We start from the raw sequence: 24,655 nt of genomic DNA on the forward strand, positions 1-24,655 counted from the left end.
CCGCTATTCTGACATGCCGCGACCTCTACGCTGTATCGGTGAGCAGTATTGCGGCCTCCGCCGCCCCCACGGCGCTCCTCGCGGAGTGGTTGCGCGGCCGTGACGACGCGGAGATCACGGCGCTGCTGGACGTACGTCGCGACGTCGCGACGCCCGTTCCCGCCGGTTTCCCGGTGCTCGCGAGCCGCCTGCTGAGCCCGTCGTCGCTGGGCCGCGTCGCCGAACGGCTCACCCTGCTCGATCTCGCCGTGCTGGAACTCCTGCTCGGCGAGGAGCTCGACCCCGACGCCCTCGCCCGCCGGCTCCGCGGCCGCGCGCTCAAGAAGCAGGTCCTGGCCTCCGCCGCGAAGCTGCGCGCGCTCGCCCTCGCCTGGGGCGACGAGGCCCTGCGCTCCGCCCCCGCCGCCCGCGACGCGCTGCCGTGGCGCACGCCCCAGCTGATCACCCCGCCGGACCTCGATGCGATCGACGCCGCGCTGGCCGCCGCCGGCCCCGACGAGCGCGCCCTGCTGGATCGCCTGGCCGAGGGCTCGCCGCTGGGCCGCACCGCCGCCGCGGGCCCCGGCACCTCCCCCGAGCATCCAGTGCAGCGCATGCTCGCCTCGGGGCTGCTCGCGCGCGTCGACCATCAGACCGTCGAGCTGCCGTGGGAGGTACGTGCGCGGCTGCGCGGCGAGCTCCCCCTCGGCTCCTCCCTCAAGCCGCCCGTGCTCGACGGTCCGCCCGTCCCCGGCACCGACGGGGCGGGGGCGGTCGCGGCGCTGGAGTTGCTGCGCCACGCCGACGACGTGCTCGACGTCCTCGGCGCCGTCCCCGCGCAGCGGGTCAAGGCGGGCGGCATCGGCGTGCGCGAGCAGCGCCGGGTGGCGAAGGCCGCCGGTCTGGACGAGGAACGCACCGCGCTGATGCTCGAGCTGCTCGCGGCGGCCGGCCTCCTCGCCGAGGGCGAGCTCGACGGCGAGGAGGACTCCGTCTTCGCGCCGACCGTCGGCGTCGACGAGTGGCAGCGCGCCGCGCCGGCCGATCGGTGGGCCCTGCTCGCCCGCACGTGGCTGGAGCTGCGGCGCCAGCCCGCGCTGATCGGCACCCGGGGCGAGGAGGGCATCGTCGGGCCGTTGCACCGGGCGGCGCGCAGCACCGTCGCCCCGCAGGACCGCGCGGCCGTCCTGGACGCCCTCGCCCTCGCGCCGGCGGGCACCGCCCCGGCGCTGCCCGAGCTGCACGCCGCGATCCGGTACGAGCATCCGTCCTGGTACCGCAGGCTCACGCTGGACGCGGTCGCCGGCATCGTCGAGCAGGCGCAGATCGTGGGCCTGGTCGCGGGGGGCGCTCTCACCGCGGCCGGGCGCGCGGCCCGCACCACCGATCCCGCGCAGGCGATGGCGGCCGCGCTGCCGAAGCCCGTCGAGGAGTTCCTGCTCCAGGCCGACCTGACCCTGACCATCCCCGGCCCCACGACGCACGACTTCGCCGCGGCGGTCGCGCTGGTCGCGGACCTCGAGTCCGCGGGCGGCGCCGCCGTGTACCGCGTGACCGACGCCTCGGTGCGCCGCGCACTCGACGCGGGCCGCACGTCCGCGGAGGTGCACGCCTTCTTCACCGCGCACTCGGTGACGCCCGTGCCGCAGGGACTGACCTACCTGGTCGACGACGTCGCGCGACGGCACGGGGCACTGCGCGCGGGCGTCGCCGGCTCCTTCCTCCGCTCCGACGATCCCGCGCTCATCGCCGCCGTCCTCGCCTCCCCGGTCACCGAGGCGCTGGCGCTGCGGGCCGTCGCGCCGACGGTGCTCATCGCGCAGGTCCCGCTCTCGGACCTGGTTGCGGGCCTGAACGCCGCGGGCTTCACCGCGGCCGCCGAGGACTCGCGGGGCGTGGTGGTGGACCTGCGCCCGTCGGCGATCCGGCTGCCCGCCCCGCGCCCGCGGCCCCCGGCCGCGCAGCCGACGCTCGAGCAACTCGCCGACGCCACCGTGCAGATCCGACGGCAGGACTCCCCCGCCGACGGCGCCCGCACCTCCGGCCCCGAACTGATGGCGCTGCTGCAGACCGCCGCCGGCGAGGGCCGGGCGGTGCGGCTGGGCTACGTCGATGCGAACGGGGTGTTCACGCGGCACGTCGTGGTGCCCGAGTCGGTGCGGCACGGGCAGCTCGCCGCGCTCGACGGTGACGCGACCCGCCGGTTCGCCCTGCACCGCGTGACCACTGCGGACTTCGTCGACGCCGAGTAATTCATTGACTGACTGATCAGTCAAAGTTACGGTGGGGACATGCCCCGCACCGTCGACCCCGCCCTCGTGGCGCGCCGCCGTGCCGCGATCCTCGAAGCAGCGGCCGCCGAGTTCTCCTCCGCCGGCTTCGAGCGCGCCCGCGCCGCGGACATCGCCGCGCGTGCCGGGGTCAGTTCGGGCACCGTCTTCTACTACTTCACCGACAAGGCCGGCCTGTTCCGCGCCCTTTTCGGCGCCGACGTCGAGCGCAACACCGCGCTGTGCGACCGGGCCCTCGCAGAACCCGACCCGCGGGCGGCGATCGCGATCGTCATCGACGCCCTGGCCGAGTCCGCCGTCGACCCCATCGCGCCCGGCATCGTCGCCGAGCTCATCCGCCGCGTCCCCGCCGATCCGGCTCTCGCCGAGATCGTCGCCACGGCGGACGGCCTGGTCCGCTCCGCCCTCGCCGCGATCATCACGCGGGGCCAGGCCGACGGTGCCTTCGACCCCGGCCTCGACCCCGCCCACGCCGCGGCCTTCCTCGTCTCCTTGACCGACGGCGCGCACCTCGCGGACGGCGACGTCCGCCCCGACGTGCGCCGTGCCGCCCTCGCCTACCTGCGCCCGGAGGAAACATGACCACCACCGCCACTCCCCCGCCCGCGACGATCGGCGTCTCCCGCGCCGCCCAGCTCGCGACGATCACCGCCACCACCGCCCTCGGGGCGCTCCTCGGCGTGGTGGTGCGCGGGCTCGTCTCCTGGCTCGAGCGCACCGTCGACGGCTCGCCCGGGCCCCTGCGCCTGGCCGCCCAGTTGCCCGTCGGGGTCGCTGCGGGCGTGCTCACCGTGGTCGGGCTGATCGGCGGAATCGTCCTGGTCGCGGCGTGGCAGCACGAGGTCGCGGCACTGAACGTCGCCGAGGATCACGTCGAGCTCGCCGCCGGCGGGCACCGCCGGTGGATCGCGCGCGACGAGGTCGGCGAGGCGTTCCTCGGCCGGGGCGGGGAGCTGACGATCCTCGATCCGCAGGGCCGCCTGCTCGCGGCCGCCGGCACGGACGGCGTCTCGGGCCGCCGGATCGCGGAGGCCTTCCGCGCAGCCGGCTACCACTGGTCGGGCGCGAGCGATCCGTACGAGCGCGAGTTCATCCGGTTCGTCGACGGCCGGGACGAGGCGCCACCCGAGGCGCGGGAGCTGCTGCGTGCGCGGGCGGTGGCCCGGGCCGAGAAGCGTGAGCCCACGGCGCGCGACCTGCGGCTACGGCTCGGCGAGGCCGGGGTCGTGGTCCGCGACCGCGGCGACGAGCAGGAGTTCCGCCCGGCACGCACGGCGTCGCCGACCCGACGACCAGGTCGCTGAGCGAAACAGTTCTCGCCGGCAGTGCGGCGACGTACCGTGGCCGCCATGAGGCTGCCCGTCGCTGTGAATCTCACCGCCCCCGAGGCAGATGTGCGACTCGCCGCGTTCTCGGTCGAGGCGGCCGGAGCACTGTTCGTCGCCCTCGATCACGCAGATGTGTGGGCTCACATCCCGGGTCCGCGGCCTGCATCGCCGACCGATCTCGCCACCTTGCTCACCGGAGACGAGACCAGGAGGCAGGCACTGGTGATACATGCGCGCGGCCGAGTCGCCGGAACGTCGTCCTACTTTTTCGACCACGGCGCCCCGGAGGGCGTCGAGATCGGTGCCACGCTCTATGCACCCGCGCTGTGGGGCTCGGGGGTCAACACCGCAGTCAAGGGTTCGATGATCAGCGCGGCCTTCGCCGCAGGAGCACAATGGGTGCAGTTCCGCACGGACGAGCGTAACGGGCGATCCGCTGCGGCAATCCTCAAACTCCCGGGTGCAGTCGAGCTGCCCCCACTGCTCGAATCCGAGAAGATCAGGAGCGACGGCACGGTTCGCACCAGTCGGATGTTCCGGATTCCGCGCCCTGCTACGTAGCCGATGCCCGTCCGCTCCGCACACCTGCCCCGATTAGAGACCACATCATGCCCGAGCCACGCCCGCCCCTTCCGCCGTTCACCGCTGAAACTGCAGCCCAGAAAGTTCAAGTAGCGGAGGACGCCTGGAACACCCGCGACCCCCGCCGGGTCGCGAGTGCGTACACCGACGACTCACGCTGGCGGAACCGCGATCTGTTCATCGGCGGCACCGAGCAGATCGTCGATTTCCTCACCGCGAAATGGGAGCGCGAGCTGGACTACGCTCTGCGCAAGAACCTGTGGGCATTCACTGAGAACCTTATCGCGGTGCGCTTTCAGTACGAGTGGCACGACGCCGATGGCCAGTGGTGGCGCAGCTACGGCAACGAACTGTGGGAATTCACGCCCGAAGGGTTGATGTCACGGCGCGAAGCGAGCATCAACGACGTGGCGATCACCGCATCCGAGCGTCGCATATTCGGTCCTCGACCGACGAGTGAGCGCGGAGTCGAATTCCCGCTCCAGTAGTGATCCATCACGGCATCCCTTCTACCTCGATCATCACCCGCATCCGTTGGAATTCGCCTACTTCGATCTACCATTCGGTGATGGGTAGGCACTCGTCGGGCGAGTCGCCCGACCTGTCGGTGAAGCTCCTCATCGCGACACCCCTATGCCTCATTCTCAGGATGTTCGCCGTGTGGATGGGGATCGTGACCGTCCACGAGCCCGCGACCTGTGACCTCGGAACGATGACTTCATCGGACGTATGCGAACTCGGACCGAAGCTCCTCGACGAAACACTCATCGTCGACGGCGCGTCGAACCCACCCCGCGGACGGTACCGCGACGCCGCCGAGCAGAGGGCGTACAACCGTGTCGCCGCGCCCCTGTATCTCCTGGTCGGTGCAGTTTTTACCGCCGGTTCGACACTGATCGGCGTGTTGCAAGTTCGCGGGCTCCGAGCACGGCGACAGATTCGCCGGAAGCGCCGTGACATGTAGCTCACCTCACGAGAACTCGTGCGGTTGGTGAAGCACGGGAAGGTAGCGCGGATACGCGGGCGCGAGTTCCCTGAGAACGTCGTCGAAGGGCTCGTCGAGTTCGACCCCGGCTCCGCGCCCGCTGTCGTCATCCCAGACGTACTCCTCTACCAGCTTGCGCTCCAAGGTGATCGCAAGGGCTTCCAGCCACAGGTACAGACTCGGCGCGTGAACCTCGCGGAACTCATCGGCGTGATGAAATTCCACCACCTGCCCGGGAACGCTGCGGAACAGTTCGGACGAGCCGTCGTCGTTCTTCAGGCGCGTCTCGCCCGCTACGTCGATGACCAGCTCCGGACCACCGTGTTCCATGAGCGGGAGGTAGTACTCCCCCCACCACACCGATTCGCGCCAGCCGGGCTCCGCCGCCCGCAGCTGGCGCATCATCCGCACTTTCTCGAGTGCCCGCTGCGCGGTCGTAAGCCCGTAAGTCCTGATGTAGATGTCACCGGTTGAGTCCACGGCGTCCGGCTGGGGCCCTCTCCACGCGAGGAAATCCCGATATGCCGCCGGAAGTGCCGCGCCGAAGAAATCCTCCAACTCATCGAGGTCCTGTTGCGACGATCCAGGTCCGAGCGACTTGCACAGGTTCGGGTAGTTCGCGGCAAGAGCAGCATCGAGCCTGGCGACGAGCGGGTGCATACCGCGATCGTAGATCGGTCGATCACAGCGCGCTGAGCGCAACCGAACGGATCATGGGTGCCCGCACCGCTGGTGCGCACGGGTCGCCGAACGAGCTGGACCAGCGAGCCGAATGACCGCGGCAAAACCTCCGCGACCTGCTGCGACACCACTGAGGTCTATAGTGTCCGAAGTGGGATACAGGTGCGTCTGCGGCGGTGACGAGCGCCGATGGAACCGGCACCTGCGCGCCCCTGCGAGGCTGCGCACTCCCGAGATCTCGCGACCTCGACGGTCGCCGACAGCACGACCACGGACGGATGCCTGCTCATGACCGACGGACCCCTCATCGTCCAGTCCGACAAGACGCTCCTCCTCGAGGTCGACCACGAACTGGCGGATGCCGCGCGCGCCGCGATCGCGCCCTTCGCCGAACTGGAGCGGGCCCCCGAGCACGTGCACACCTATCGCGTGACCCCGCTGGCGCTGTGGAACGCGCGCGCCGCGGGCCACGACGCCGAGCAGGTGGTGGACGCGCTGGTGAACTACTCGCGGTACCCGGTGCCGCAGCCGCTGCTGGTCGACGTGGTCGACACCATGAGCCGGTACGGACGGCTGCAGCTGGTCAAGCATCCGGCGCACGGCCTCACCCTGGTCTCGCTCGACCGGGCGGTGCTCGAGGAGGTGCTGCGGCACAAGAAGATCGCCCCGATGGTGGGCGCCCGCATCGACGACGACACCGTCGTGGTGCACCCTTCCGAGCGCGGGCACCTCAAGCAGTTGCTGCTCAAGGTCGGCTGGCCCGCGGAGGACCTGGCCGGCTACGTGGACGGCGAATCCCATCCGATCGCACTCGACACGGACTCGCACCCGTGGGAGCTGCGCGACTACCAGAAGATCGCGGCCGACTCGTTCTGGCTCGGCGGTTCGGGCGTCGTGGTCCTCCCCTGCGGCGCCGGCAAGACGATGGTGGGCGCGGCGGCGATGGCGCGGGCGCAGGCCACCACCCTGATCCTCGTGACGAACACCGTGGCCGGCCGGCAGTGGAAGCGAGAGCTGCTGGCGCGCACGTCGCTCACCGAGGAGGAGATCGGCGAGTACTCGGGCGAGAAGAAGGAGATCCGCCCGGTCACGATCGCGACGTACCAGGTGCTCACGCGGAAATCGAAGGGCGAGTACAAGAACCTCGACCTGTTCGACTCCCGCGACTGGGGCCTGATGATCTACGACGAGGTGCACCTGCTTCCCGCGCCGGTGTTCCGCATGACGGCGGATCTGCAGTCCCGGCGGCGCCTCGGCCTGACGGCCACCCTGGTGCGCGAGGACGGCCGCGAGGGTGACGTCTTCTCCCTGATCGGGCCGAAGCGCTACGACGCGCCGTGGAAGGACATCGAGGCGCAGGGCTGGATCGCGCCCGCCGATTGCGTGGAGGTGCGCGTCACGCTCACCGAGAACCAGCGCATGCAGTACGCCACCGCCGAGCCCGACGAGCGCTACCAGCTGGCTTCCACCGCACCCACCAAGGTCGCGGTGGTGAAGTCGATCCTGGAGCGGCACAAGGGAGCTCCCACGCTGGTGATCGGTGCCTACCTGGATCAGCTGGAGGAGCTGGGCCGCGAGCTGGACGCCCCCGTCATCACCGGATCGGTGAAGAACAAGGAGCGCGAGGCCCTGTTCGACCGGTTCCGCTCCGGCGAGATCTCCACGCTGGTGGTGAGCAAGGTCGCGAACTTCTCCATCGACCTGCCCGAAGCCTCGGTGGCCGTGCAGGTCTCGGGGACCTTCGGCTCGCGGCAGGAGGAGGCGCAGCGCCTCGGCCGGCTGCTGCGCCCCAAGCACGACGGTGGCACGGCGCACTTCTACTCCGTCGTCTCACGCGACACCCTCGACGCGGACTACGCCGCGCACCGCCAGCGCTTCCTCGCCGAGCAGGGCTACGCCTACCGGATCGTCGACGCCGACGACATCCTCGGCCCCGCCATCGGAGAGGCCGGGTAACACCTCACGCCGCCTGCGGCGGTGCGGTGGATCGGTGCACATGTCCTGTGGGGGTGTGGGTTTCGACGGTGTGCCGTCCGGTGGGGTCTTCGAGGGTGTGGGCGTGCCAGCCGGGTGCTTCTTTGGCGTAGTTGCAGGCCGCGCACAGTCCTTGCCCGTTGGTGTAGCTGGTCTTGCCGCCTGTGGCGTGTGGGGTGACGTGGTCGGTGTGGGCGATGGGTGCGTCGCAGTACGGGGTGCGGCAGTAGCGGTCCCGTGCGCGGATCATGTCCGCCAGCCCGTCGGGGAAGAGGCGTTGCCGGGAGTCCATCGCCACGACCGCACCCGATTCGGGGGCGATGTAGAGGCGTTTGACCCACGCGAGACCCGCGGCGGTGGCGTGGCCGACGAGGTTGCGGGCGATTTCCGCCGGCAGTGTGCCGCCGCCGTCGAGGTGCGCGGTGCCGGGCCGATCGCCCAGCAGGACGGTCGCGGGGATGGTCAGGTTCACCAGCACGGGTTGGCCGTCGATCGATGCGCGGCCGGTGAGGCGGGCGAACGCGGTGTCGGCCATGATCTGCCCGCGCGCGCGGAGTTCGGTGCCGTGGCCGAGGAGGGTGTCGGCGTGTTTGCGCAGGTGCGCGTACGCGCCGACCGCCTGCGCCAGTGGCAGCAGTAGCGAGACCCTGGCCATGCCTTCGGGGAGCGGGCGGATGGTGACGGTGCGGTCCTTCTCCGCGGAGGCGTTCCGGTCCACGGTGGCCCGCGCATCGAGCGCGTACGCGATCTGCTCGACGTGGGCGGCGAGTTGCTTGAGTCCCATTCCCGCCAGGGTCGCCGGGTCGGCGCACAGTTGCTGATCCGCGGTCTGCCGGTCCGCGATATCCAGGTGCGCCAGGCCGCCGATGATCACGGGGATCGCCTCCGGGGCGAGGTCTCCGTCGTGCAGGCGGGCGCGGGTGTGCGGCAGGTGCCGCTCGAGCTCCACTGCGCGGGCGAGGAACTTCGCGGCGGTGTGCGGCGAGAGGTGCAGTGCCAGGGCGAGTTCCGCGGCGGCGCCCTGCTGCCAGCGGTCCTGGCCCACACCGGCGGCGATCCGCTCGCACACCCGCTCCCGCAGCAGCGACGCCGCGAGGGCGTACTGTTCGAACATTAGACGGCACCGTCGGACCTCACTCGAACGCAACCGATCGATCACACCGCCATCGGGAGGCCGATCAACCTCCGCTTCATGAACTTTCTCCATGACTTGACGCTACGCCGACCCACCGACACGTTTTCGAGTTAGCCGCGTCTAATCGAACTACCGCGTCGACACCCGCCCTCGCGAACGCGCGCTCCCTGCAGCGAGAACCGCGACGCTCGCGGCAGCGGGGAGGATCACCCACAGAGCGGCCGCGATGTATCCACCCTGCGCAGGGAGGAGCGCCCCGGCGGGCGTGGCGCGAGCCAGCAGAAGCCCGGCGAGCGCGCTGCCCACCGCGAATCCCACGGCGCGGGCGATCTGGTTGACGGCCATGACGCTGGCTGTCTCGGACTGCGGCGTCCCGTCGAGCACCAGGCGCGGCATCACCGCGGACGCGACCCCGACGGCGAACCCCAGAACCGCGAGGGACGCGAGCACCGCGGGGAGACGATCCCGTCCGGCGACGAAGATCCCCGCCGCCGCGACCACGAGTGCCGACGACATCGCGAACGTCGCACGCGGACCGATCCGGCTCGCGATGCGGGGCACCACCCTGCCGGCGACGAAGCCCAGCACCGAGAAGGGGATCAGCGCGGCCCCCGCAGCCACCCCCGGGAGAGCGAACCCGTACGGCGCGCCGGCGGGCACCTGGACGTAGCGCGTGAGGTCGCTGAACAGGAGATACATCCCTACCCCGGACACCAGCATCGCGAGGTTCGCCGCGGCCACGGGAGGGCGCGCGACGAGCCGGAGGTCGACGAGGGGCTCGTCCGTGCGCAGTTCCACACGTACCCACGCTGCGAGCGTCGCGACGGTGCCGCCGAGCACGCCGATCGCGACCGCCGGCCGACCCCACACCGCGGGTTCGGCGACCAGCAGCAGCGCGCCGAAGGTACCGGCCGCGAGCAAGAGCGCTCCGCGCACGTCGATCCGCGGCCGCGGCCCGGGTGCGTCGACGGGAACGAACCGCCAGGCGACGACGAGGGCGGCGACGGTGATCGCCAGCCCGGCGCCGTACGCGGCGCGGAGCCCCCACTGCTGATCGACGAAGCTGATCAGCGGATACCCCACACCGATACCGACGGTCGAGGCGACGGAGAGGGACGCGATCGTTCCGGCGGAACGCTCCACGGGAAGGGCGCTGCGCGCCACGCTGACCAGCAGCGGCACGAGGGCGATGCCCACCCCCTGGAGCGCGCGCCCGACGAGGAGCGCGCCGAACGCCGTCGGCAGCACCGTGAGGACCCCACCCACGGCGACCAGCCCCAGCGTGCCGAGGATCGCGCGGCGGCGCAGCGGTCCCCCGCCGAGCCGGCCGAGTACCGGCCCGGCGATCGCACCGGTGAACAGCGTGATCGTCAGAGTCCACTGCGCGGCCCCCAACGACACGCCCTCCGAACGCGCCACCGCGGTGATCAGGGGCGCCCCGACGCTGCCGACCACCGCCGCACACAGGGCGACGGTGACCAGCGCACCGGGGAGCCGGGTCGTCATGGCGATGCCGGCCGGTTGGTCGCCGTGCTGATGTGCTCGAACAGTCCGGGCTGGATGCGGGTCCGGACGCCCGCGGCCCACGGCGCTGCGACGTCCCCGACGTCGAGCGCCGCCCCGGTGTTGAGCAGCATGCCGAACGCCAGGAAGGTCTTGACGGTGACGGGATCGAGCCCGGTGCCGGCGGCAGCGGTGTCCCACAGGCGCGCGAAGCAGCCGCGCACGACGTCGCGGACCTCGGGATCACCGCACGCCGCGAAGCCCTGGAGCTGGAGCCGCAACGCGGTGTCGTCGGCGAGGTTCTCGTAGTACTCGGCGCCCATCCGGGACAGGGCATCGATCCCCGTGGCCCCGTCGGCGGCCCGCGCCATGGCATCGACGAGCCCGGCGAAGGCGCCGCTGACGAGTTCGAGGAACAGCGCCTTCTTCGTGCCGAACATCCGGAACACGTAGGCCTGGGTGATGCCCGCTTCGTGCGCGACGGTGTCGATCGACGCGCCGTGCAACCCGTGCGCGCCGAATTCGCGCGCAGCGACCTGCAACACCTGCGCCCTGCGCTCGGGTCCGCTCATTCGGGTGGTCACCCGAATAGATTAGTAGTTACTAACTACAAACCACAACCGACCGTGTCGAGCGGGCGGCACGGGCACCATCCGCCGCGGCTCACGGGCGGCCGGGCACGCCCGGCCGCGATGGTGCCGTGCAGGGTCCCGTCGGCGCCCCAGTGCAGGATGTCGTGCGTCCAGGGCTCGAGCAGGATCAGGTGGCGTTCGTACATCTCGACGTGGGTACGCCGGTACTCCCCGAACCGTGCAGCCAGGTTCGCGAGAAATTCGTTAAATCGCATGATCACCCGCCTTTTCCATCCCGATGGCAACGTCGCCGTCTCGATCATGGGGGACACGACGGTGAGAGGTCCAGCGAGTATTTCTACCGCCATCCGGTGGCGCGACTGAACGGTTACCCTGGGGCGGCGTCCACCCCGAACGGGCTCACCCCCAGAACGGAGAAGACACACCATGAAGTGCACCAGGACCGCCGCCGCGACGGGCGTCGCCGCGCTGCTCGTGCTGACGGGTTGCTCCGACGACGGGGCCGAGACCGCGCCCAGTACCTCCCCCTCCGCGACGACCGCCACCGGAACGTCACCACACCATCAGGCCCCGCCCCCGCCGGCCGCGCCGCCGACGCGGACGGTCACGGTCGCGCCCACGCAGGCGCCCTCGTCGGCCCCGCGCCCCACGGGGCCGGGAAGCGAGTACGACGTGCCGTGCACCGGCGGGCCCGACGAGGGCACCATCTGCACCAACCCGAATCACGGTGCAGGCGACGACCCGTACGGCACCGCCGCCCCCACCACGTCCCGACCGGGCTGATCGACGGCGAGGGCGTCGATGCTCAGCGCCAGCCTCAGACTGACGCCCGCCGCCCCGTCCGCCCACTCATCGCCGAGAAACTCGGCGATGCGGTGCTGCCGCTTGACGACCGTGTTGGGGTGCAGACCGAGCCGTCGAGCGGTGGCCGCCGTGTTCATGTTCTCCTCGAAGAACACCGCGAGGGTGCGGACGAGGTCGGACGAGGTCGCGCGGTCGAACTCCCGGAGCGGACCGAGCAGCGAGTGCACGAACTCCGCGAGCTCCGACGACGAGAGCGCCCTCAGTAGCGGGAGGTAGGCCGGCAGGGAGGCCACGTCGACGGCACCCCGCCGGCGGCCGCTCGATCGCAGTACCCTCTCCGCCCCGGCCGCCGCCTCGTACCCACGGACCAGGCCCCCGGCCTCCACGTCGTCCACCGCGGCGGCGCACACCAGCACGTCCGCCCCCACCACCCGCCGGATCTCGGCCCTGACATCGGCGGCCGCCGCCGCGGCGTCCCCTCCGCGCGACAGGACGACCGCCACCCCGTCCAGCACCGACACGAAGTCGACGCCGCGCCCCGCCCCGAGCACCGCGCGAATCCTCCGCAGGTCGGCCCGCGAGGTCGGCCCCACGACCCCGACGATCCACGCCGCGGACAGATCGATACCCGCCCGCTCCGCCCGTGCCCGCAGGGGCGCGTCGACCGCGCCGTGGTGCGTCAGAAGGTCACCGACCACGGGAAGGTCGACGGTGCCGCCCGGCTGCAGAAGGGCGAGGTCGCGCGCCGCGATCAGAGCGAACAGCCCCGCGAACCGGCCGACGGCGGCGACGGTCCCGTCGTCGACGCCGCCCCGCACGAGGACGAGCAGCCCGCCCACGCAGCGGCACGACACCGTCGCCGGGTGGAAGACCGCGTGCCCCTGTCCGTGCGGCAGGACCACCGGCCGGCCGGTGCGCCGCCCCTGCGTCACCGCGTCGAGGACCCAGCGGTCGCGCCGGGGATCCAGCGCCGCCACGAAGGGGGCGCGAGCCACTTCGCAATCGGCACCGTCGACCACCAACGCCGCTGTGACGCAGTCATATCCGTCCACCACGGCGTCCACGAGCTCCGCAGCACCGGCACCGGACAGCACGCGCGCGAACTGGTCGTCGTACAGGTCGGGCGCCCGCCGCAGCGGCGCGAGACTCTCGGCGGACACTTGCCGGCTCCCTCCTCCCCCGCTCGACGGGTCACGAGCGCCGCATCGAACATAAGCCCGCGGCGGCGGTGCCGCTTTCACGAAACAGCGGGCTGTCGTGAAACGCGTGTCACGGGGCCGCGCGATACGCGCTGGGGGTGCGCCCCACCCTCCGCTTGAAGGTCGCGGCGAAATGGCTGGGGCTCGCGAACCCCAGGGTGGTACTGATCTCCGTCATCGAGAGGCTGGTGGTCACGAGCAGCGTTTGCGCCCTGGCGATCCGGCGATCCAGCAGGTACCTGTGCGGAGTCGTCCGGAAGGTGCGGACGAAGGCGCGACGGAAGGCGTCGGTGGACACCCCCTCCGCCGCGGCGAGCGCTCGGAGATCGATGTCGGCGTCGGCCGCATCGTCGAGGATCTCCACCACGCGATCCAGGGCGCGGGGGTCCAACGCGCGCGGCGCGGTTGGCGGGACGGGCCGCTCACCGTACTGATCCAGGATGTGCAGTCGCATCGTGTCGAGCAGCGATTCGCGCAGGAGCCGTGCGACGGCGTCCCGTCGATCGGCGATGCCCGCGATCCGGTCGACGAGCTGGTGCAGCAACGGATCCCGTCGACTCACCACGGGCAGGAGCGCTGTCGAGGCGGAGAGCGCGGCGGGAAGGGTGACGCGGGCGAAGTCGTACGCGGCGCGCCGCGCCACCGCGGTGGAGCTGTCACCGGCGGGCACGACCCAGACACTGCTCGGTGCGGGAACGATCCGCCCGGACGAGCCGCTCGCGAACGCGAACTCCTTCGAGTTCGCGGTGCCGCCGCGCCAGATCAGCACCTCGTGGCGCTGCCCCGCGATCGTCCAGTCGACGCTCTCCGCGAAGTCCTGCCGGACGAATCGGATATCCATGCCACCCATCCACCGATCCTATGCACGCGCCGGCCGCCGGCACAGCGCGACGATAGCGCCCGGGCGACACTGCTCCGGTGTCCGGTTCCACCACCGGCGGGACGGCTCGGTGTCGCCCTGCGATACCCGCCAGATTTGCAGCCGCACAATACATCTCATACATTCGATCGCTGCGTGAGATGTGGTTAGCATGAGGCGATTTCCATCGGAGCGACCACGGACAAGGACCGCCATGACTCCCCCTCCCCGATCAGCAGCCGCCGCGCTCACCGCCGCCGATGCGGTCGAATCGGCGCGCTTCGCGCTGACGACGTCCGGGGAACTCGACCGCCGGCAGGTCGTGACCGCCCAGGGCGATCCGGCGGTCCGGTCACGAACGAGCGCACGGGGCACCGTCACCGTGCGCGCGGGTGGCTACCGGATCGCCGCACGCGGATGACGAACGAGGCGAGGAGCTCCCGCCGGAGGGACCGGTCCGTCGGTCCCCAGCGCTGGGCGGCCGTGATCATCGTGGCGCTCCTCCTGTCGGCCGCCGCGGCGGTGGCGCTGCTCGACCACCGCAAGGCCCGCGATCGAGCCGCGGCCCCCGGCACGGTCACGGTGACCACGCACCAGTACCTCTCGGTCCCCGGCGTCGACGGCGACACGCTGAGCGGCTATCTGTTCCGCCCCGCGGTGCACGGCTCGGCGGCGGCGACACCCACGATCGTGCTGATCCACGGCGGCGGATGGCTCAACGGGGCGACCGCCGAGTACGTCCGGCCCGCCGCGCAGGCGCTCGCGGATCGCGGCTTCGTGGTGTGGAGCCTGAACTACCGCCGCGTCGGGGACGGCGGCGGCTGGCCCACCACCTTCACCGACCTCGCCGCCGGAGTCGATCACCTCGCCCGGATTCAGTCCCACGTCCCCGAGATCGATCTGAGCCGGGTCACCGTCGTCGGCCATTCCGCGGGCGGCCAGCTCGCTGCGTGGACCGCCGGACGCGGGACGCTCCCGGACGGGGCGCCGGGGGCCCGCCCGGTCGTGCGCCCGCACGCCGTGGTCTCGCTCGCGGGCGTCCTCGACATGCGGCTGTCCCTCACCAAGAACGATCACGTCCTGCGCGTGATGGGCGGCACGCCGGAGCAGTACCCCGACCGCTACCGCCTGGTGGATCCCCTCGAGCGGATGGATCCCCGCGTCCCGGTCGTCGCGATCACCGGCACCGACGACTCCGTCGTACCGCCGCGGGAGGCCGCCGAGTACGTGGAGGCACTGCGCCGCAAGGGCGGAAGCTCCGCGCTCATCGAGATCCCGCAGACGGGCCACGGCGAGGTCATCGACGTCCGCACCACGTGGTGGCCCATGATCGCGAGCGCGATCGCCACCGTCGCCGAGCACGGCCCGCGGGCGGTGCCGGCAGGAGCCGGGGCGTGAGTCGACGGATCCGCCGCGCGCCCCTCCCCACCGCTGCATCGCTCGCGAAGGTGGACGCGGTGCGGGTCACGCTGTCCCTCATCCCGGCGGTTCTCGGCGGCTTCGCCGTCGAGCGGAGAGCCACCGCGATCGGGAAGGGGTGATTCCCGGCCACCACCTCCCCTCCGCACCGACGACACCCCCCAGCACGAAAGGAAGACATGATGCGCAAGCACTCCATCGCGACGATCGCGAGCATCGCCGCACTCGTCCTGCTGAGCGCAGGCTGCTCGGACGACTCCACGCCCGCTTCGACGACCTCGTCGACGGCACCGTCCAGTTCCTCCGCCGCACCCCACCATCCGACGGCCGCCGCGGGAAAGCCGGACAAGCCCGCCGCGGGCACCGGTGGCGGCGGACACCAGGGGCCCACGAAGACCGTCACCCAGAAGCCGGGTCCGACCCGCACCGTGACGGCCAAGCCCGGCGCGCCCACGACGCAGGCCCCCGACAGCGGCCAGCTGGAGACGGATTGCACCGGCCCCGACCGGGGCAGCATCTGCAATCCCAATCACGGCGCGGGCGATGATCCCGACGAGAACGGGACCGCCCCGACCACCGATCCGCAGGTCCGCGACGACGACCCGGGCGGCTCGCCCTGCACGACCGGCATGGGCGTCTCCGGCGTCTACGTCCCGGATGACCAGGGCGGGTGGGTCTGCCAGATCAGCTGACCCCTCCTTGCGGTCGCCTCGGTCGCCGTCACAGAGTGCGCAGCACCGAGGCGGCCGCGTGCCACCCGACCATCCCGTGCACGCCGGGGGCGCCGGCGGCGGAGGAGCACAGGAACACCCGATCGGTGAGGCGGTAGGGGTCCACCAGCGTCGGGCGGCGCACCAGTTGCGCGGGCACGGCGGCGCCGGCCGCGATGTCGCCGCCGACGAGGTTCGCGTTCACCGCCTGCAGGCCCGCGGGCCCGACGGCGCGCGTCTCGACGATCCGCTCCCGCACCCCCGGCGCGTGCCGCTCCACCTCGGCGATGATCGACTCGGTGAGATCACCCGGAAAACCGTTGGGGCAGTGGGCGTACATCGACACGGGCGTGAGATCGCCGTGGCAGCGCGAAGGATCGGCGAGGTACTGCTGAGACAGGATGATCACCGGCCGCGCGGGCATCCGCCCGCGATTGACCATCAGCTCCTTGGCCGCGATCTCGCGCGCGGTGCCGCCCAGATGGACGAACGCGGACCGTCGGAGTTCCGCATGGGTCCAGGGGATCCCGCCGTCGACCACCAGATCCACCTTGAACGCCGCGGGCCCGAAACGCCATTGCGCGGCGCGGCGCCGCAGCCACCGCGGCGCGCGGTCGCCGAGCAGTTCCCGCGCGGCGGGCAGGCCGGTGTCCAGGACGACGACGTCGGCGTCGGGCAGTGCCGTCACCCGCTCGCCGGTGCGCAGCCGGCCGCCGTGCGCCTCGACGACCCGCGCGAGCGCGTCGGAGATCCGCTGCGAGCCGCCGAGGGGCACGGGCCAGGGACGCACCCCGGAGAGCAGGTAGCCGATCGAGCTGGTCATCGGCAGGTGCTGCGGTGCGATGGAATGCGCTGCGACCCCGGCGAAGACGGCACCACCCACGCGGCCCAGGGCGGCCGCGGTGGCCGTGGCGGGGAGCAGGAAGCGCGGACCCCACCGGGTCGCGACCACCGGATGTCGCGGCACGGCGGTCAGCGGCCCGAAGAAGACCGGCATGACCTCGGGCCCGCAGTCCGGGACGTCGGCGAGGGTGCCGACGGCGTCGGCCGGGTCGGGCGAGAGCGGGTGGGCCACGTCGATCGGGGCGGTGCCCCACTCGATGTCGAGGCCCACCTCGCGCAACGCGGGCGAGGCGTGGGCGAGCGGGTGGCCCGTCGAGAACCGGTCCACCACCGTCCCCCGCAACGAGTCCGAGCGGCAGGCACCGCCGATCGTGGGCTCGGCCTCCAGCACCGTCACCTCCAGGCCGGCGCGCGCCAGGCACGCGGCTGCGGTGAGCCCGTTGGGCCCCGATCCGACGACGACGGCGGAGGTCATGCCCCCACGGTAGCGCTGCGGGCCACTAGGCTGCGGGCATGCGCACCGTCCGACGCCTCCAGCCCTTCACGTCGACGATCTTCGCGGAGATCTCGGCGCTCGCCGCCGAGCACGACGCCGTCAACCTGGGCCAGGGCTTCCCGGACACGGACGGGCCCGCCGGGATGCTGGCCGCCGCGAAGGCCGCGATCGACGGCGGTATGAACCAGTACCCGCCCGGCGACGGCCTACCCGAGCTGCGGCGCGCCGTCGCGGCACAGGTCGAGCGCGAGTACGGCCTGCGCTACGACCCCGACGGGGAGGTGCTGGTCACCGTCGGCGCCTCCGAGGGGATCGCGGCCGCGGTGCTGGGCCTGGTCGAGCCCGGCCAGGAGGTCATCCTCATCGAGCCGTTCTACGACTCGTACGCCGCGACCGTCGCGCTGGCCGGGGCGCAGCGCGTCGTCGTGCCGCTGGTCGAGGACGGCGGGCGCTACCGGCTCGACCCGGCGCTGCTGCGCGCCGCGGTCACCGAGCGGACCGCGGCGATCATCGTCAACTCCCCGCACAACCCCACAGGCACCGTGCTCGACGACGAGGACCTGCGGGCCATCGCCGAGCTGTGCGTGGAGCGCGACCTGTTGTGCTTCACCGACGAGGTCTACGAGTACCTGCTCTTCGACGGCCGCGTGCACCGCCCGCTCGCCGCCTTCGACGGCATGCGCTCGCGCACGGTCCGGATCTCGGGCGCCGCCAAGGCCTTCAACGTCACGGGCTGGAAGGTCGGCTGGATCACCGCCCCGCGCGAGCTCGCCGACGCCTGCCGCGCCGCCAAGCAGTGGCTGACCTTCACCGGGGCGGCGCCGCTGCAGCACGCCGTCGCGCACGCGCTGGAGCACGAGCGGTCCTGGCTCGAGAAGCTCTCGCCCGCACTGCAGGAGGGCCGCGACCTGCTCACCGCGTCGCTGCGCGAGGCGGGCTTCGGCGTGCATCCCTCGGAGGGCACGTACTTCGTCGTGGCGGATGCCCGCGCCCTCGGCTTCGACGATGCCGGCACGCTCTGCCGGGAGATGCCGGCGCGGATCGGCGTGGCCGCGGTGCCGGTGAGCGCGTTGGCCGACGACCGGGCCCGCTGGGGCCACCTGCTGCGCTTCGCCTTCGCCAAGCGCGAGGAGGTCCTCGTCGAGGGGGCGCGGCGGCTCGGCGCGCTGCGCGGCTGAGTCAGAGCGGCACCGCGCGCACGAAACACCGTGCCACGTCGAGCCGATCGGGCTCGTAGCCGTCCCATTTCGCGGCCGGGACGTCCCGCTGCGTCACCTCGTGGAACCCTCGGCGGGCGAAGAACTCGGCCGCCTGCGCACTGACGGTGACCGCGAAGAGCTGTGAGACGCCGCGCTCCCGGCACATCGCCAACAGCCCGTCCATGAGCAGACCACCGGCGCCGAGACCGGAGAACTCGGCGACCGTCATCAGCCCGGAGACCTCACCGAATCCCGTTCCGGCGTAGCGGTCCACGTCCAGCCCGACGATGCCCGCGAGGTGCCCCGTCCGGAGCACGCGCGCGCCGATGCCCCCGGCCGCCATCGCGGCGATCTGGAACCGGCTGCGCGGCTTGAGGGTTCCGTCCTGCACGCCCTGCTCGACCAGCGCCTCCACCGCCGGGAGGTCGTCGACGCGCAGCGGTTCGATGTGCAGGTAACGCCCCTGGGTCAGCACGGTTCCGCGGCCGTTGAAGGTGAGCAGCTCGACGTCGAGATCCTCGGCACGGCAGAGGTTCACGCTGTACGCGCCGCCGGCCAGGGCCTCCTGCGCAGCCGGAACGTAGTCGTCCAGGGCGCGCTCGGCCAGGTGCGCCGCGAGGGAATCGCGGTGCACGTCGATGTCGGCGTAGCTGCGCGGCGGCGCGCCCCACCCGCCCCCGGGATCGGTGAGCACCGTCTTCGCCGCGCGCACGCTCGCGGAGACCGTGCCCGCGGTGCGCGCGACGGCGCCCTCCTGCACGCCGAGGACGACCCGCGCGGAGTCCGCGACGGCGAGCCACAGTTCGGCGACGGCCTCGTCGTTCCATTCCGCCGCGCCGGTCACGGACAGGCCGTCGACGGCGTCCACCGTGGCGGCCCTCCGGGGCTCGGGGACCACGAAGACGAAGCGGGTGTCCCCCGGTCCGAACCCGTCGATGGTGCGCTGCACCGCGGCCAGCCCCTCGTCCGTCAGGACCGGCAGCGCCACCACGATGGTGATCCCGCGGAACTCCTCGACGAAGAAGTCGCGCTCGGCGAGCGGCACTCCCGTGGGCATGGACGCGGCGCCCGTCTCCCCGCCCGCCCGGAACGCCATCGGCTGCGCGCGATGCCGCGGGGGTCTACGCCGGTGATCCGTCACGTCGATCCAAGGTACTGGATACGGCCGCCCACCGCGGGTGCCGATCAGCGGAACTCGGGGATGACTTCCTTCTCGAACAGCTCCAGCCCCGAGGTGTCGTAGGCGATCTCGGGGAAGTAGCAGATCGCGTAGGTCATGCCCTCGGCCTCGAGCCGCTTGAGGTTGGCCACGATGTCCCCCGGGGTCCCCACGCCCGGCATGCCGAGGTAGGCGCCCATCTCGCCGTCGACCGCGGCCTCCGGCACGTGCTCGAGCAGCCGATTGCGGGTCTCGTCGAGCCGGGTCTGCACATCGCGCGCGGCCTCGCCGATCGTGATGTTGTAGTTCGCGGACCGGGTGATGGCGTCGAAGTCGCGGCCCAGGTCGGCACAGTGCTTGCGGAGCACCTCCGACTTGTGGGCGAAGCCCTCGAAGGTGCCGTCGAAGTTGGTGTAGTCGGCGTACTGCGCCGCGATCCGCAGCGTCTTCTTCTCGCCGCCGCCCGCGACCCACAGCGGGATGCCGCCGTCCTGCAGCGGCCGGGGCTCGACGATGGCACCGTCGACCTGGTAGTACTTCCCGTCCAGCGTGGCCGAGCCCTCGGCCCAGGCCTGCTTGAGGATCTGCACGCCCTCGTCGAGGCGGCCGAGCCGCTCCCCCGCCGACGGGAAGCCGTAGCCGTAGGCGCGCCACTCGTGCTCGTACCAGCCGCCGCCGATGCCCATCTGGGTGCGGCCGCCGGAGATCAGGTCGACGGTGGCGGCCACCTTCGCCAGGTAGGCCGGGTTGCGGTAGCTCATGGCCGTGCACATCTGGCCGAGCTTGACCCGGTTCGTGGTCGCGGCCAGCGCCGACATCAGGGTCCACGCCTCGTGCGTGGCCTCGCGGCTGGCGACCGGAGTGGTGTGGAAGTGGTCGTAGACCCACACCGAGTCCCAGGGGCCGGCGTCGGCCCGCTGGGCGAGGCCGTTCATGACGGACCAGTGGTCCGCGGGATCGATGCCGACGAGGTCGAAGCGCCAGCCTTGCGGGAGGAAGAGTCCGAATCGCACGTCTCAACCCTACGGAGGTCGCTCCGGACTTGTCAGTCGGTCCTCCTATCGTGAGCCCCGATGCAGGATTCGCTGTTCGACGACGCCGTCCCCCTCGCCCCGCACCGCCGGGAGCTGACCGACGGGGCGTGGCTCGACGTGCGCGCCGGCTGGCAGCCCGACGCGGACGCGCTGTTCGCCGCGCTCAGTCGTGACGTGCCCTGGGTCGAGGAGCGCCGCCGGATGTACGAGCGCACCCTGCCGGTGCCGCGACTGCTGCGGCACTACGACACGGGCGCGCCGCTCCCGCACCCGGAGCTGGCCCGCACGCGGGACCGGCTCACGGAGCTGTACTGGGACGAGCTGCGCGAGCCGTTCACCTCGGTCGGGCTGTGCCTGTACCGCGACGGGGGCGATTCGGTGGCCTGGCACGGCGACACGATCGGCCGCGGTGCCACGCACGACACGATCGTCGCGATCGTCTCGCTGGGCGCGACCCGGCCGTTCCTGCTGCGCCCGCGGGGCGGCGGCGCCAGCACGAAGCTCTCGATCGGCCACGGCGATCTGCTGGCCATGGGCGGCTCCGCGCAACGCACCTGGGAGCACGCCGTGCCGAAGGTGCCGCACGCCGGGCCGCGGATCAGCATCCAGTTCCGGGTGGCCGGCGTCCGCTGAGCCGCAGATCGTTGTGCAGCCTTCATAAAACCGGATTGGTCATGACCTGGTGTGACAAGATGACCCCATGATCGCGGACGGCCCGATTCCGAAGCACGAGCAGCTCCGCGCGCTCCTCGAGCAGCGCTGCACGGACGATCTCGAGCCGGGCGCCGCACTGCCCAGCGAGCGGCAGCTGTGCGAGGAGTACGGCGTCTCGCGGATCACGGTGCGCGAGGCGCTGCGCCAGCTCGTCGCGGAGGGCACGCTGGTGCGGATCCGCGGCAAGGGCACCTTCGTGGCGGACCGGCCCGCGCGGTCGCGGCTGCACCTCGCCTCCTTCCACGAGGACATGCGCCGCCTGGGCCGCAATCCGTCCACCGTCGTGCTGCAGACCGAGCTGCGGGTGCCGCCACCGTCGACCACCTCCGCCCTGCAGATCCGCGCGGCCGACAAGGCGTACCACGTCAAGCGCCTGCGGCTCGCCGACGGCGTGCCGATCTCCGTCGACGACGCCTGGTACCCGCAGGCCATCGCGCCGGGGATGGACGGGCACGACCTGACGCAATCGATCTACCAGCTGCTGCGCACCGAGTACGGGTACGGGATCGACCGGGCCGAGCAGTCCATCGGCGCCATCGCCTCCGACGGTGAGCTGGGGCGCGTCCTGGGCGTGCCCTCGGGGACGCCGTTGCTGGCCTTCGACCGCGTCGCCTTCGCGGGAACCACCCGCGTGGAGCACAGCTACTCCTGGTACCGCTCCGACCGCTACCAGGTGCAGATGACCGTCACCGAGACCGCCGAATCGCACTGACCGTGCGGACCGCCGGGCGTCCGCCAGCGCTCGGATCACGCCTCCGGTGGACCGCGCCTCCGGGGCAGGCTCTAGTTTCGGTGGCATGACCTCGCCCCCGGGTGACGAAGTACATCCCTCCGTCGCCGCACCGACCTCCATGCTGGGGAGCCGCAGCATCGCGCCGGACTTCGCGCGCGGTTTCATGCTCGTCCTCATCGCGGTGGCGAACGTCCCGGCGTTCCTGTGGGACCGCCCCACCGGCACCGGCGCGCACGGAACCGGCGGCTCACTGGCCGATCGGATCGTGCAGACCGTCGGGATCACGGCCGTCGACAGCCGCATCTACCCGATGTTCGCGTTCCTGTTCGGGTACGGCATCGTCCAGTTGTTCTCCCGCCAACGGGCCGCGGGCACCGAGCCGCGCGACGCGCGACGCCTGCTACGGCGGCGCCACTGGTGGATGCTGGCGTTCGGCTTCGTGCACGCCGCGCTGCTCTGGTACGGCGACATCCTCGGCGGATACGCGATCGTCGGGCTCGTCCTGGTGGGGCTGTTCCTCACCCGCTCGGACCGCGTGATCGCGATCTGGGCCGGCGTCCTGCTCGCGCTGTCCGCGTCGCTCGCCGTGCTCCCGTTGCTCGGTCCGGCCACGCCGCAACCCGGTGACGGCAGCATTGCCGCCGGCGGACTCGATGCGAACGCGATCCCGGGATTCTGGGCGGCTCTGACCGAGCGCATCACCACGTGGGCGGCGCTCGTGGTGCCGGGGACGGTGCTCGGGCTGATCGTGCCGATCGCCGTCCTGCTCGGCATGCTCGCGGCCCGGCACCGTGTCCTGGACGCCCCCGCGTCCCACCTCCCGCTGCTCCGGCGGTGCGCCGTCGGCGGGATCGCCCTCGGATGGGCCACAGGACTGGTACTGGCACTGCAGAATCTCGGCACCCTGCCCGTCAGTCGCACGGCGGACTGGTTCTTCCTGCCGCTGTACACCCTCGGCGGGCTGTTCGGCGGGCTCGGTTACGTCGCGTTGTTCGGCCTGATCGCCGTGCGGATCGAGCGGGCGCGAGCGACGCCGGGCGCGACACGGGGTCGCCTGCAGGGCTTCGCCGACGCGGTGCAGGCGCTCGGGAAGCGCTCCCTGAGCGGCTATCTCGCGCAGTCCGTCGTGTTCTCCCCTGTGCTCGCGGCCTGGGGACTGGGCTGGGGCGGGTATCTGTCCGACTGGTCCGGCGCCGTGTTCGCGATCGCCGTGTGGGCGGCGACGGTGGCGCTCGCCGTGCACTGGGAACGCCTGGGCCGGCGCGGCCCCGCGGAGCAGCTACTGCGACGCCTGGCCTACCCGCGACCGGTGACCGGGGCGCCGGCGAGCGAGAGCACGCCGTAGGTCACACGGGCGGGACCGCGGCGAACGCACGGCACCCTGCCGGGCACTGTCAGATCGCCTCGTACTGCGGCTCGCCGCGGAACCGCGACGGGCGGCCACTGATTCCCAGCGCCGACCACACGCGGCGGGAGACGGGATTCATCAGGCCGATGCGCTCCGCCAGTGCGCGGACGTCGCCGAAGACCTCGGCGCGCATGCGGCGGGTGGCCGGGTCGCGCCAGAAGATCTCCTTGCGCACCTCGGCGGGCACGTCGAAGGTCTCCCAGAACTGCTTGGGCGGCACCATGATCACGTTGTTGAGCGACCACATGACCAGCGGCGTCACCACCGAGAGGATGCCGCGCTGCACGCGACTCATCCTCGGCACCTGGTACCCGAGCAACTGGTGCGCGAACGAGATGTGCCGGGCCTCCTCCGCCACGTGGATCGCGATGATCGCCGTCATCGCGGGATGCTGCGTCTCGGCGGCCCGCAGTTGGTGCTTCTGCATGTGGTCGATCGGCTCCTCGCCGCCGAGCACACCCACGAAGAAGCCCGGGGGCGCCCATACCGCGGCGCGGGTCAGGCGCGGCATCACGGCCCGGAACCAGCGCGGTGCGCCGGGGACCTTCTGCCCCGTGCGGTTGACGAACTCCTGGAACATGAGGGTGTGGTTGCACTCCTCGCGCGCCTCGTGGGTGGCGTAGCGGAACTCCGGGGAGCCGTTGCGCTGCACGAACGAGTACTGCATCAGCGCGGCGATGAGCACCTGCTCGAACTGCAGGCCGGCCTTGACCAGGTTCGCCTGCCGCCAGATGCCCATGGCGATGCGCCGCTCCAGCGGCTGCGCCTGGTACCAGGGGCTGCGCCCGATGTAGTCGAGCTCGGGGTGCAGCACCCACCGCGGATCGCGCTCGTCGATCGCCAGCTCGGGCGAGTCCCAGGCGATGTCGCGGTACGGGTCGAAGTTGCGCTCGACCGATGCGGTCGAGAGGTCCGACAGGGTCCGGTGGAAATCGGCGCGGGCGCCGCTGATGGGCGCGTCGTCGACGCCGGTGTGAGCGATGTCAACCATGATCACCTCGTGAGATAGACACTTCGTTAAGAACTG

General features: G+C 72.0%; 27 protein-coding genes. 16 read left to right on the top strand and 11 right to left on the bottom strand.

Going from position 1 to position 24,655, the window contains the following annotated elements; translation table 11 throughout:
• Positions 1–38: 38 nt before the first annotated feature.
• From BLQ62_RS19770 to BLQ62_RS19795, 6 genes are all read left to right on the top strand, one after another.
• Positions 39–2,231 carry a helicase-associated domain-containing protein gene (locus BLQ62_RS19770; protein ID WP_068564449.1) on the top strand — a complete coding sequence of 731 codons (2,193 nt, stop codon included), beginning with the start codon at positions 39–41 and terminating at the stop codon, positions 2,229–2,231.
• Between the two features lie 39 nt (positions 2,232–2,270).
• The gene (locus tag BLQ62_RS19775) at positions 2,271–2,852 is read left to right on the top strand and encodes a TetR/AcrR family transcriptional regulator (RefSeq protein ID WP_068528062.1); all 582 of its coding nucleotides are present in this window, start codon (positions 2,271–2,273) and stop codon (positions 2,850–2,852) included.
• Positions 2,849–3,574: a YqeB family protein gene (locus BLQ62_RS19780; RefSeq protein ID WP_068564448.1), complete on the top strand. Its 726-nt coding sequence runs from the start codon at positions 2,849–2,851 to the stop codon at positions 3,572–3,574. The genes BLQ62_RS19775 and BLQ62_RS19780 overlap by 4 nt, the downstream gene beginning before the upstream one ends.
• A 45-nt stretch (positions 3,575–3,619) precedes the next feature.
• A complete protein-coding gene (locus tag BLQ62_RS19785; RefSeq protein WP_139184260.1) occupies positions 3,620–4,159 on the top strand; it encodes a GNAT family N-acetyltransferase in 540 nt (179 codons plus the stop codon).
• A gap of 47 nt (positions 4,160–4,206) precedes the next feature.
• Positions 4,207–4,668, top strand: a complete 462-nt coding sequence (locus tag BLQ62_RS19790; RefSeq protein WP_068564444.1) for a nuclear transport factor 2 family protein — start codon at positions 4,207–4,209, stop codon at positions 4,666–4,668.
• Positions 4,669–4,748: 80 nt separating this feature from the next.
• Complete coding sequence (locus tag BLQ62_RS19795; protein ID WP_139184261.1) at positions 4,749–5,144, top strand: hypothetical protein; 396 nt, start codon at positions 4,749–4,751, stop codon at positions 5,142–5,144.
• 6 nt (positions 5,145–5,150) lie between these two features.
• Here BLQ62_RS19795 and BLQ62_RS19800 read toward each other — a convergent pair whose 3' ends face one another.
• Positions 5,151–5,825, bottom strand: a complete 675-nt coding sequence (locus tag BLQ62_RS19800) for an SMI1/KNR4 family protein (protein WP_068564440.1) — start codon at positions 5,823–5,825, stop codon at positions 5,151–5,153.
• 309 nt (positions 5,826–6,134) lie between these two features.
• Here BLQ62_RS19800 and BLQ62_RS19805 point away from each other — a divergent pair, with 309 nt between their 5' ends.
• Positions 6,135–7,802, top strand: a complete 1,668-nt coding sequence (locus tag BLQ62_RS19805) for a DNA repair helicase XPB (RefSeq protein WP_068564438.1) — start codon at positions 6,135–6,137, stop codon at positions 7,800–7,802.
• A 4-nt stretch (positions 7,803–7,806) separates the two neighbouring features.
• Here BLQ62_RS19805 and BLQ62_RS19810 read toward each other — a convergent pair whose 3' ends face one another.
• The 4 genes from BLQ62_RS19810 to BLQ62_RS23555 are packed head-to-tail and all read right to left on the bottom strand — an operon-like array spanning position 7,807 to position 11,353.
• Positions 7,807–9,027, bottom strand: coding sequence for an HNH endonuclease (locus BLQ62_RS19810; protein WP_082756226.1), 1,221 nt, complete (start codon positions 9,025–9,027; stop codon positions 7,807–7,809).
• Between the two features lie 57 nt (positions 9,028–9,084).
• Positions 9,085–10,461 carry an MFS transporter gene (locus tag BLQ62_RS19815; protein WP_068528049.1) on the bottom strand — a complete coding sequence of 459 codons (1,377 nt, stop codon included), beginning with the start codon at positions 10,459–10,461 and terminating at the stop codon, positions 9,085–9,087.
• A complete protein-coding gene (locus tag BLQ62_RS19820; RefSeq protein WP_231857540.1) occupies positions 10,458–11,042 on the bottom strand; it encodes a TetR/AcrR family transcriptional regulator in 585 nt (194 codons plus the stop codon). Before BLQ62_RS19820 ends, BLQ62_RS19815 begins: the two co-directional genes overlap by 4 nt.
• Before the next feature lie 23 nt (positions 11,043–11,065).
• Positions 11,066–11,353 carry a hypothetical protein gene (locus BLQ62_RS23555; protein ID WP_133298644.1) on the bottom strand — a complete coding sequence of 96 codons (288 nt, stop codon included), beginning with the start codon at positions 11,351–11,353 and terminating at the stop codon, positions 11,066–11,068.
• A gap of 124 nt (positions 11,354–11,477) precedes the next feature.
• Between BLQ62_RS23555 and BLQ62_RS23925 the strand changes: the two genes are divergently transcribed.
• Positions 11,478–11,834, top strand: a complete 357-nt coding sequence (locus tag BLQ62_RS23925) for a superantigen-like protein SSL4 (RefSeq protein ID WP_156483176.1) — start codon at positions 11,478–11,480, stop codon at positions 11,832–11,834.
• Here the strand turns inward: BLQ62_RS23925 and BLQ62_RS19830 are convergent.
• Complete coding sequence (locus BLQ62_RS19830; RefSeq protein WP_068564430.1) at positions 11,774–13,015, bottom strand: PucR family transcriptional regulator; 1,242 nt, start codon at positions 13,013–13,015, stop codon at positions 11,774–11,776. The genes BLQ62_RS23925 and BLQ62_RS19830 overlap by 61 nt on opposite strands.
• Before the next feature lie 109 nt (positions 13,016–13,124).
• Entirely contained in the window at positions 13,125–13,895 is a 771-nt protein-coding gene (locus tag BLQ62_RS19835) for a helix-turn-helix transcriptional regulator (RefSeq protein WP_082756225.1), read from the bottom strand.
• A gap of 232 nt (positions 13,896–14,127) precedes the next feature.
• Here BLQ62_RS19835 and BLQ62_RS19840 point away from each other — a divergent pair, with 232 nt between their 5' ends.
• The 4 genes from BLQ62_RS19840 to BLQ62_RS19850 are packed head-to-tail and all read left to right on the top strand — an operon-like array spanning position 14,128 to position 16,024.
• Positions 14,128–14,334, top strand: coding sequence for a hypothetical protein (locus BLQ62_RS19840; protein WP_068528036.1), 207 nt, complete (start codon positions 14,128–14,130; stop codon positions 14,332–14,334).
• On the top strand, positions 14,331–15,311 hold the full coding sequence (locus BLQ62_RS19845; protein ID WP_115391318.1) for an alpha/beta hydrolase family protein: 981 nt from the start codon (positions 14,331–14,333) through the stop codon (positions 15,309–15,311). The genes BLQ62_RS19840 and BLQ62_RS19845 overlap by 4 nt, the downstream gene beginning before the upstream one ends.
• Positions 15,308–15,454, top strand: a complete 147-nt coding sequence (locus BLQ62_RS23930; protein WP_156483175.1) for a hypothetical protein — start codon at positions 15,308–15,310, stop codon at positions 15,452–15,454. Before BLQ62_RS19845 ends, BLQ62_RS23930 begins: the two co-directional genes overlap by 4 nt.
• 60 nt (positions 15,455–15,514) lie before the next feature.
• Positions 15,515–16,024 carry a hypothetical protein gene (locus BLQ62_RS19850; protein WP_139184262.1) on the top strand — a complete coding sequence of 170 codons (510 nt, stop codon included), beginning with the start codon at positions 15,515–15,517 and terminating at the stop codon, positions 16,022–16,024.
• A gap of 28 nt (positions 16,025–16,052) precedes the next feature.
• Here BLQ62_RS19850 and BLQ62_RS19855 read toward each other — a convergent pair whose 3' ends face one another.
• Positions 16,053–17,360 carry a phytoene desaturase family protein gene (locus tag BLQ62_RS19855; RefSeq protein WP_068528028.1) on the bottom strand — a complete coding sequence of 436 codons (1,308 nt, stop codon included), beginning with the start codon at positions 17,358–17,360 and terminating at the stop codon, positions 16,053–16,055.
• Positions 17,361–17,398: 38 nt separating this feature from the next.
• Between BLQ62_RS19855 and BLQ62_RS19860 the strand changes: the two genes are divergently transcribed.
• A complete protein-coding gene (locus BLQ62_RS19860) occupies positions 17,399–18,559 on the top strand; it encodes a pyridoxal phosphate-dependent aminotransferase (RefSeq protein ID WP_068528024.1) in 1,161 nt (386 codons plus the stop codon).
• Position 18,560: 1 nt separating this feature from the next.
• Here the strand turns inward: BLQ62_RS19860 and BLQ62_RS19865 are convergent, their stop codons facing one another.
• Entirely contained in the window at positions 18,561–19,721 is a 1,161-nt protein-coding gene (locus BLQ62_RS19865; RefSeq protein WP_231857539.1) for a GNAT family N-acetyltransferase, read from the bottom strand.
• 44 nt (positions 19,722–19,765) lie between these two features.
• Positions 19,766–20,752: an LLM class F420-dependent oxidoreductase gene (locus BLQ62_RS19870; RefSeq protein ID WP_068528019.1), complete on the bottom strand. Its 987-nt coding sequence runs from the start codon at positions 20,750–20,752 to the stop codon at positions 19,766–19,768.
• A 60-nt stretch (positions 20,753–20,812) separates the two neighbouring features.
• Here BLQ62_RS19870 and BLQ62_RS19875 point away from each other — a divergent pair, with 60 nt between their 5' ends.
• From BLQ62_RS19875 to BLQ62_RS19885, 3 genes are all read left to right on the top strand, one after another.
• A complete protein-coding gene (locus BLQ62_RS19875; protein ID WP_068564426.1) occupies positions 20,813–21,406 on the top strand; it encodes an alpha-ketoglutarate-dependent dioxygenase AlkB in 594 nt (197 codons plus the stop codon).
• Positions 21,407–21,473: 67 nt separating this feature from the next.
• Entirely contained in the window at positions 21,474–22,199 is a 726-nt protein-coding gene (locus BLQ62_RS19880; protein WP_068528012.1) for a GntR family transcriptional regulator, read from the top strand.
• Between the two features lie 85 nt (positions 22,200–22,284).
• Entirely contained in the window at positions 22,285–23,565 is a 1,281-nt protein-coding gene (locus tag BLQ62_RS19885; protein ID WP_068528008.1) for a DUF418 domain-containing protein, read from the top strand.
• Positions 23,566–23,614: 49 nt separating this feature from the next.
• Here BLQ62_RS19885 and BLQ62_RS19890 read toward each other — a convergent pair whose 3' ends face one another.
• The gene (locus tag BLQ62_RS19890; RefSeq protein ID WP_068564695.1) at positions 23,615–24,619 is read right to left on the bottom strand and encodes an AurF N-oxygenase family protein; all 1,005 of its coding nucleotides are present in this window, start codon (positions 24,617–24,619) and stop codon (positions 23,615–23,617) included.
• Between the last annotated feature and the right edge of the window lie 36 nt (positions 24,620–24,655).

The sequence above is a fragment of the Tsukamurella pulmonis genome, from assembly GCF_900103175.1.
Lineage (GTDB): Bacteria > Actinomycetota > Actinomycetes > Mycobacteriales > Mycobacteriaceae > Tsukamurella > Tsukamurella pulmonis.

Bases quoted from the DNA above. Each gene is read 5' to 3' on its own strand.
- BLQ62_RS19775 (WP_068528062.1), top strand. From the start codon at position 2,271: ATGCCCCGCACCGTCGACCCCGCCCTCGTGGCGCGCCGCCGTGCCGCG.
- BLQ62_RS19780 (WP_068564448.1), top strand. From the start codon at position 2,849: ATGACCACCACCGCCACTCCCCCGCCCGCGACGATCGGCGTCTCCCGC.
- BLQ62_RS19785 (WP_139184260.1), top strand. From the start codon at position 3,620: ATGAGGCTGCCCGTCGCTGTGAATCTCACCGCCCCCGAGGCAGATGTG.
- BLQ62_RS19790 (WP_068564444.1), top strand. From the start codon at position 4,207: ATGCCCGAGCCACGCCCGCCCCTTCCGCCGTTCACCGCTGAAACTGCA.
- BLQ62_RS19795 (WP_139184261.1), top strand. From the start codon at position 4,749: ATGGGTAGGCACTCGTCGGGCGAGTCGCCCGACCTGTCGGTGAAGCTC.
- BLQ62_RS19800 (WP_068564440.1), bottom strand. From the start codon at position 5,825: ATGCACCCGCTCGTCGCCAGGCTCGATGCTGCTCTTGCCGCGAACTAC.
- BLQ62_RS19805 (WP_068564438.1), top strand. From the start codon at position 6,135: ATGACCGACGGACCCCTCATCGTCCAGTCCGACAAGACGCTCCTCCTC.
- BLQ62_RS19810 (WP_082756226.1), bottom strand. From the start codon at position 9,027: ATGGAGAAAGTTCATGAAGCGGAGGTTGATCGGCCTCCCGATGGCGGT.
- BLQ62_RS19815 (WP_068528049.1), bottom strand. From the start codon at position 10,461: ATGACGACCCGGCTCCCCGGTGCGCTGGTCACCGTCGCCCTGTGTGCG.
- BLQ62_RS23555 (WP_133298644.1), bottom strand. From the start codon at position 11,353: ATGATCGAGACGGCGACGTTGCCATCGGGATGGAAAAGGCGGGTGATC.
- BLQ62_RS23925 (WP_156483176.1), top strand. From the start codon at position 11,478: ATGAAGTGCACCAGGACCGCCGCCGCGACGGGCGTCGCCGCGCTGCTC.
- BLQ62_RS19835 (WP_082756225.1), bottom strand. From the start codon at position 13,895: ATGGATATCCGATTCGTCCGGCAGGACTTCGCGGAGAGCGTCGACTGG.
- BLQ62_RS19840 (WP_068528036.1), top strand. From the start codon at position 14,128: ATGACTCCCCCTCCCCGATCAGCAGCCGCCGCGCTCACCGCCGCCGAT.
- BLQ62_RS19845 (WP_115391318.1), top strand. From the start codon at position 14,331: ATGACGAACGAGGCGAGGAGCTCCCGCCGGAGGGACCGGTCCGTCGGT.
- BLQ62_RS19850 (WP_139184262.1), top strand. From the start codon at position 15,515: ATGCGCAAGCACTCCATCGCGACGATCGCGAGCATCGCCGCACTCGTC.
- BLQ62_RS19855 (WP_068528028.1), bottom strand. From the start codon at position 17,360: ATGACCTCCGCCGTCGTCGTCGGATCGGGGCCCAACGGGCTCACCGCA.
- BLQ62_RS19860 (WP_068528024.1), top strand. From the start codon at position 17,399: ATGCGCACCGTCCGACGCCTCCAGCCCTTCACGTCGACGATCTTCGCG.
- BLQ62_RS19875 (WP_068564426.1), top strand. From the start codon at position 20,813: ATGCAGGATTCGCTGTTCGACGACGCCGTCCCCCTCGCCCCGCACCGC.
- BLQ62_RS19880 (WP_068528012.1), top strand. From the start codon at position 21,474: ATGATCGCGGACGGCCCGATTCCGAAGCACGAGCAGCTCCGCGCGCTC.
- BLQ62_RS19885 (WP_068528008.1), top strand. From the start codon at position 22,285: ATGACCTCGCCCCCGGGTGACGAAGTACATCCCTCCGTCGCCGCACCG.
- BLQ62_RS19890 (WP_068564695.1), bottom strand. From the start codon at position 24,619: ATGGTTGACATCGCTCACACCGGCGTCGACGACGCGCCCATCAGCGGC.